Here is a 6391-nt window from a genome sequence, read left to right as displayed (position 1 = left end):
GACAGGGCAAGCCCCCTCCCACACTGACCGCGAACACGGGTCAAATGTGGGAGGGGGCTTGCCCCCGATAGCGGTCTGTCAGGCGCCAGAGTTCTGCTTGAACTGCATCAGCGCCGGCAGCAACTGCTTATCGATCGCCTGACGCACCGCCGGCAAAATCGTCGCGCTGCCGGTGTACATCTGCTCAACCATACCCTTGAGCGCCTTGGCCCGCGCTTCGCTCAAACCGCGTACCGCGCACTCGCAAGCCTGTTCGGCGCTGGCGCCGCTGGATACCTCGAAACCCAGCGAGCGCAGTTGGCTCAGCAGGTCATCCTGATCAATCAAATCCGCATGCATCATGACGTTTATCCTGGTGAAGGGAGCGGGGATTGACTTGGATTCTGGTAGGCCCCCGGCCGGTCGGCAAGGGCAGAATGCACGAATGGCTCAGATGGCTATGAACGTGTCGTTTTCGGGTCATTTACCCGCTGCAGTAATAGGCACACTGGTTGCCAGCAAGCAGCTTGAAGGTTTGGTCACCCTCGGGATGTACGGCTCACACAAGGCACTCTGCCCCGATCCAGTCACGGCTGGACCGGGGCTTTTTTAGCGCTGCAGCACCAGGATTCGTGAAAGCAGTTCATCCCGGTCGATATAGCAACCCTGAAAGTGCCGCGCCCCCGAAGTGGGATCAAACGCATTGCGCGCATGCAACGTGCGGCGATTATCGAAGCACCACAGCTCGCCCGGGTTCAGGCGCTTGACCAGCCGAAAGCGCGCCTCGCGCGTCATCGCGATAAACCGCCGATAAGCCCGATACAGCAACGGCATCTGCGCCACCGATGTCTCGAACGGCCCGCGCAGAAAATTGGCCATGCGAATCTCTGCCACATCCCCCAAGGCGTCCAATGCGATGATCGGCGCGAGGCGGCGGTAGTCGCTGTGACGGTCTTTGTTGCGAAACTCCACGGGTATTTCACACAGCGCACGAAATGCTTCGGGATCCTCCTGGCGCAAGGCATTGGCGATGGCAAACCCATCGACAAAAATACTCTCGCCGCCGTCGGCATCGTTGACCAGGCAATGCAGAAACTGCAGCCCCGGTTGCAGCTCCCGGGTCGGCAAATCACTGTGCAAGGGCAGGTTGAAAGCGGTGTAGGCATTGCTGTCGGCATCGGCCTTGGATTGCACGTTGAACAACACACCGAAATTGCTCTCGCGGATAAACGAAATGCGCTCGGCAACACACGCCAGGGAGCCGGGTTCGGTGGGTACGCCACGTACTTGGGTGAGGCCTCCATCGCGCAGCGCCAACAGCCATTGCAGCAGGGCTTTCGGGTCTTGCATCACGGCTGAGTAGTCGAATACCGGCAGGTCGAAGCTGCTGTCCCACAGTCGGGCTTCGGGTTTGGCGGCCCGGCGTTCGGCGCGGGATTCATCGTCATAGGCATGGGCCCGCAGCCAGCCGGGATCGTACTGGCTGTGATGACCGCCGCGCCATTCCACGCTGAGAAAACCCTGGTCGATACGCGCGCTGATGGCGCCGAGATTTTCATCCACATCGACAATTTCCAGCACTTGCTCGCGGGTCACGCTGTACACGCATTGCGTGCACGGACAGTTGTCCCGCAACCACTGATGATGAAACGGGCTGACCCGGCCATCGGCCCATTGCACGCGAATCTGATCGCCCAGCACCTGCGTATCGGCGAGGTCGCAGAGCTTGGGGTAAGTACGGAAATCGGCAACAGCGGCGGCGGTTTGCATGATGGCTCCTTATTTTTTCGGTGGCAGTCCAATCACTCGGCCGAGGAGGGCGGGCCTTGGCAGATCGGCTTGCTCGGTACTGATGGCAGCGAGTTTCTCCAGCGTCGCCTCGGTAAACGGCGTCGAATGCGGACCTGCCAGGTCAACGTGCAGCAGCATCTGTTCGTTGCCGGCCAGTTCTTTCTCATCGCCCACCAAATGCAGGCTGTGATAGAGGTGCAGGCGCTTGGCGTCGTGGGCGATCAGTTGGGTGTGCACCTCCACTTCGGCACCGAGTTTCACTTCGTGCAGGTAGTTCAGGTGCAGTTCCAGGGTGAACAACGAATGGCCGCTGGCTTCGCGGTTTTCACTGTCCAAGCCGAGGGTGTCCATCAGCGCGTCGGTGGCGTAGCTGAAGATCAGCAGGTAGAACGCATCGCGCAGGTGGCCGTTGTAGTCCACCCAGTCGGCGAGGACTGGGGTGGTGTAGGTGGTCAGTGCAGGCATGGTGAGGGTTCCGTTATTCGGCGAAGGTCATGCCGTGCTTGGCTTTGGTGGTTTTCACCGCGTCGAGCACCGCCAGCAGGCAATCATCACGATAGCGTTCCAGCGCCGAAATGCTGTGTTTGCCCAGTTGATCGCTGGTGCCATCGACCACATCGTCAATCAACTTGTCGGTCAACTCCGGTGCCGGCAGATAGGTCCACGGCAACTGCAATGCCGGACCGAACTGCGCCATGAAGTGCCGCATGCCCGCATCACCGCCCGCCAGGGTGTAGGTGAGGAAGGTGCCCATGAACGACCAGCGCAGGCCGGCGCCAAAGCGAATCGCATCGTCGATCTCGCCGGTGGTGGCCACGCCGTCATTGACCAGGTGCAGCGCCTCGCGCCACAGCGCTTCGAGCAAGCGGTCGGCGATAAAGCCGGGGACTTCCTTGCGCACATGCAGCGGGCGCATGCCGAGGGATTCATACACCTTGATCGCGGCCTGGATCGCTTCCGGCGCGGTGTGCTTGCCGCCGACTACTTCCACCAGCGGCAACAGATAGACCGGGTTGAACGGATGGCCGACCACACAGCGTTCCGGGTGGGTCGAGCCCTCGTAGAACTCGCTCGGCAACAGCCCGGAGGTACTCGAGCCGATCAATGCAGTGGGCTTGGCCGCTGCGCTGATCTTGCTGTGCAATTCCAGTTTCAGCTCCAGGCGTTCCGGGGCGCTTTCCTGGATGAAGTCGGCGTCTTTCACGCATTCTTCGATGGTGGGGACAAAGCGTAGGCGGTCCTGGGATGCGCCGGGCGCGAGGCCCTGTTTTTCCAGGGCGCCCCAGGCATTGGCGACGCGTTTGCGCAGCGCCGCTTCGGCACCCGGCGCAGGGTCCCAGGCGACCACATCTAGGCCGTGGGCCAGGGCGCGGGACACCCAGCCGCTGCCGATGACACCGCTGCCGAGGGCGGCGAAGGTTTTGATCTCAGTGATAAAGCGCATGGCAAATTCCTAAAGCGTTCGGTGATTCCCTGTGGGAGGGGGCAAGCCCCTCCCACATTTTTTAATTCGGTTTCGACAGGGGGTCAGCCGCGTTTGGTAAGGCCCATCTTGATGCGGCCTTCCGCCGGGCTCATGACCCGCGCGCCCAGGCGGCTGAGGATTTCACTGGCGCGTTCCACCAGTTGGCCGTTGGTGGCGAGTACGCCCTTGTCCAGCCACAGGTTGTCTTCCAGGCCGACCCGTACGTTGCCGCCCAGCAGCACCGCTTGCGCGGCCATGGGCATTTGCATGCGGCCGATCCCGAACCCGGCCCACACCGCGTCGGCCGGCAGGTTGTCGACCATGGCTTTCATCGTGGTGGTGTCGGCCGGCGCGCCCCATGGGATGCCCAGGCACAGTTGGAACAGCGGGTTGTCGAGCAGACCCTCCTTGATCATCTGCTTAGCGAACCACAGGTGGCCGGTGTCGAAAATTTCCAGCTCGGCCTTTACGCCCAATTCCTGGATGCGCTTGGCGCCCGCCCGCAGCTGCGCCGGGGTGGAGACGTAAATCGTGTCCCCATCGCCGAAGTTCAGGGTGCCGCAGTCCAGGGTGCAGATTTCCGGCAGCAGTTCTTCCACATGGGCCAGGCGGGTCAGTGGGCCGACCAGATCGGTATTGGGGCCGAATTCCATCGGGTTCTCGCCGCCGCCGATCTCGAGGTCGCCGCCCATGCCGGCGGTGAGGTTGACGATGATGTCGATGTCAGCCTCGCGGATGCGCTCCATCACTTCGCGGTACAGGGCGACGTCGCGGCTGAACTTGCCGGTCTCGGGGTCGCGTACATGGCAGTGCACCACGGTAGCGCCGGCCTTGGCGGCCTCCACGGCGGCGGCGGCGATTTGTTTGGGAGTGACCGGCACGTGTGGGCTTCTGGCGGTCGTGTCGCCAGCACCGGTGAGTGCGCAGGTGATGATGACGTCGTGGTTCATGAGGCAGGTTCCTTACAGGCGTGGTGATGCCGTTCGCGGTCGGCAGTGACCGCGAAACGGTGATTCGAAGAAGGTTATTTGCTGGTCAATTGCAGGTTGGCCGCCGCCGGTTTGCCGTCGAAGGTGGTCACACCTTCCAGCCAGCGGGCTTGGTCCTGCGGGTGATCCTTGAGCCACTGCTTGGCAGATTCCAGCGCGTCCTTGTGATCCAGCAGCGGCTGCATCATCCGGCTCTCGTCGGCGGCGGTGAAGGTCAGGTTGGTCAGCAGTTTGTGCACGTTGGGGCACTGTTCGGCGTAGGTCGGCGCGGTCACGGTCCAGACGGTGGCCATGCCTTCGTTCGGGCCCAGGGCGTCGTCGCTGCCGGTGAGGTAAGTCATCGCGATATTGACGTTCATCGGGTGCGGCGCCCAGCCGAAGAACACCACGGCTTCCTTGCGGCGTACCGCACGGTCCACGGCGGCAAGCATGCCGGCCTCGCTGGATTCCACCAGTTGGAATTTGCCCAGGCCGAACTGGTTCTTGGCGATCATCGCCTTGATCTGGGTGTTGGCCCCCGAGCCTGGCTCGATGCCGTAGATCTTGCCGCCCAGCTCCTTCTCGAACTTGGCGATGTCAGCGAAAGTTTTCAGGCCCTTGTCCGCCAGGTAAGTCGGCACCGCCAGGGTGGCACGGGCGTCTTCCAGGCTGGGTTTGTCGAGAACTTTGATTTGCTTGGCGTCGACGAACGGCGTGATGGTCTGGGTCATCAACGGGTTCCAGTAGCCCAGGAACAGGTCCAGCCGCTGGTCGCGGATCCCGGCGAAGATGATTTGCTGGGAGGCGCTGGTTTGTTTGGTCTTGTAGCCGAGGCCGTCGAGCAACACTTGGGTCATTGCGCTGGTGGCGATGACGTCGGTCCAGTTCACCACGCCCATGCGTACGTTCTGGCAAGATGCCGCGTCGGCCGCCAGTACGTTTGTGCTCAAGATGGCGCTGGCGCTGAGTGCAAGCACGCAGTGGCGAATCAGTCGGTTCATGGTGGATCCCTCGGCAGGTCGTTATTGTGGGGTCCGGCGTCTTTGTGCGCCGTGGGATCACGTTACGGAGCTTTGGGCCCGCCGAAACGCACGGCGGCGACCAGCTCTTGCACTGCAGCGACCTGTGCTCTTGAATGGCCCATTGAACTGGCGTATCACAGTGACCACGCTGCCCGTCCTACGAGAGCGCCACCATGTCCCAGGATTTCTACTTTCTGCTGATGCCGGGGTTCTCGGCCATTGGCTTTATTTCTGCGCTGGAACCGCTGCGCGTGGCCAACCGCTTTCGTGGCGAGCTGTACCGCTGGCATGTGCTGAGCGCCGATGGCGGCGCGGTGCTGGCGAGCAATGGCATGTCGGTCAACGCCGACGCCGCGCTGGAACCGCTGAAAAAGGGCGCGACGCTGCTGGTGGTGGCCGGCTTCGAACCGCTGCAGTTCGCCACGCCGGCGCTGGAACACTGGCTGCGCCGTCTGGACAATGACGGCGTGACCCTCGGCGCCATCGACACCGGCGCCTGCGTGCTCGCCGAAGCCGGCCTGCTCGACGGCCACCGCCTGACCCTGCATTGGGAAGCCATCGACGCCTTCAAGGAGTCGTACCCGCACCTGAGCGTGACTCAGGAACTGTTCGAGATCGACCGCCGCCGCATCACCTGCGCCGGCGGCACCGCCTCCATCGACTTGATGCTCGACCTGATCGCCCAGGCCCACGGCGCGGACCTGGCGATCCAGGTCTCCGAACAGTTCGTACTCGGCCGCATCCGCCCGCGCAAGGACCACCAGCGCATGCAGATCGCCACGCGCTACGGCATCAACAACAAGAAACTGGTGCAAGTGATCGGCGAGATGGAGCAGCACACCGAACCGCCCCTGAGCACCTTGGCGTTGGCCGATGCGATCAAGGTTACCCGGCGCCAGCTTGAACGGCTGTTTCGCCTGCATTTGAACGACACGCCCAGCAATTTCTACCTCGGCCTGCGCCTGGAAAAAGCCCGGCAGTTATTGCGCCAGAGCGATATGAGCGTGCTGGAGGTGAGCATTGCGTGCGGGTTTGAGTCGCCGTCGTATTTCACCCGGAGTTATCGGGCGCGGTTTGCCAAGTGCCCGAGGGAGGATCGGCGACGGGAGGTGGTTTGACGGGCAATTATAGTCAATTATACTCGCTACTATAATTTATAGTCCTTT

The 6391-nt window shown here is 62.2% G+C and carries 7 protein-coding genes; 1 reads left to right on the top strand and 6 read right to left on the bottom strand.

The features are described from left to right. Positions 1 to 78: 78 nt before the first annotated feature. The 6 genes from HCF10_RS20405 to HCF10_RS20380 form a co-directional block, all read right to left on the bottom strand. The gene (locus HCF10_RS20405; RefSeq protein WP_027606014.1) at positions 79 to 342 is read right to left on the bottom strand and encodes a hypothetical protein; all 264 of its coding nucleotides are present in this window, start codon (positions 340 to 342) and stop codon (positions 79 to 81) included. Between the two features lie 246 nt (positions 343 to 588). Then, positions 589 to 1749 carry a gamma-butyrobetaine dioxygenase gene (locus HCF10_RS20400; protein ID WP_131699060.1) on the bottom strand — a complete coding sequence of 387 codons (1161 nt, stop codon included), beginning with the start codon at positions 1747 to 1749 and terminating at the stop codon, positions 589 to 591. A 9-nt stretch (positions 1750 to 1758) separates the two neighbouring features. Then, positions 1759 to 2235: a thioesterase family protein gene (locus HCF10_RS20395; RefSeq protein WP_131699061.1), complete on the bottom strand. Its 477-nt coding sequence runs from the start codon at positions 2233 to 2235 to the stop codon at positions 1759 to 1761. A 13-nt stretch (positions 2236 to 2248) separates the two neighbouring features. Continuing rightward, positions 2249 to 3214 carry an L-carnitine dehydrogenase gene (locus HCF10_RS20390; RefSeq protein ID WP_145336867.1) on the bottom strand — a complete coding sequence of 322 codons (966 nt, stop codon included), beginning with the start codon at positions 3212 to 3214 and terminating at the stop codon, positions 2249 to 2251. Between the two features lie 83 nt (positions 3215 to 3297). After that, positions 3298 to 4185 carry a 3-keto-5-aminohexanoate cleavage protein gene (locus HCF10_RS20385; protein WP_131699063.1) on the bottom strand — a complete coding sequence of 296 codons (888 nt, stop codon included), beginning with the start codon at positions 4183 to 4185 and terminating at the stop codon, positions 3298 to 3300. A gap of 74 nt (positions 4186 to 4259) precedes the next feature. Continuing rightward, a complete protein-coding gene (locus tag HCF10_RS20380) occupies positions 4260 to 5204 on the bottom strand; it encodes a choline ABC transporter substrate-binding protein (protein WP_131699064.1) in 945 nt (314 codons plus the stop codon). 194 nt (positions 5205 to 5398) lie between these two features. Between HCF10_RS20380 and HCF10_RS20375 the strand changes: the two genes are divergently transcribed. Continuing rightward, complete coding sequence (locus HCF10_RS20375; RefSeq protein WP_145336864.1) at positions 5399 to 6343, top strand: GlxA family transcriptional regulator; 945 nt, start codon at positions 5399 to 5401, stop codon at positions 6341 to 6343. Positions 6344 to 6391 lie beyond the last annotated feature (48 nt).

The sequence above is a fragment of the Pseudomonas sp. B14(2022) genome (genome assembly GCF_012030485.1).
GTDB lineage: Bacteria > Pseudomonadota > Gammaproteobacteria > Pseudomonadales > Pseudomonadaceae > Aquipseudomonas.
Note: the sequence above shows the minus strand (reverse complement) of the source record. Positions and strands in the feature narration are given on the sequence as shown.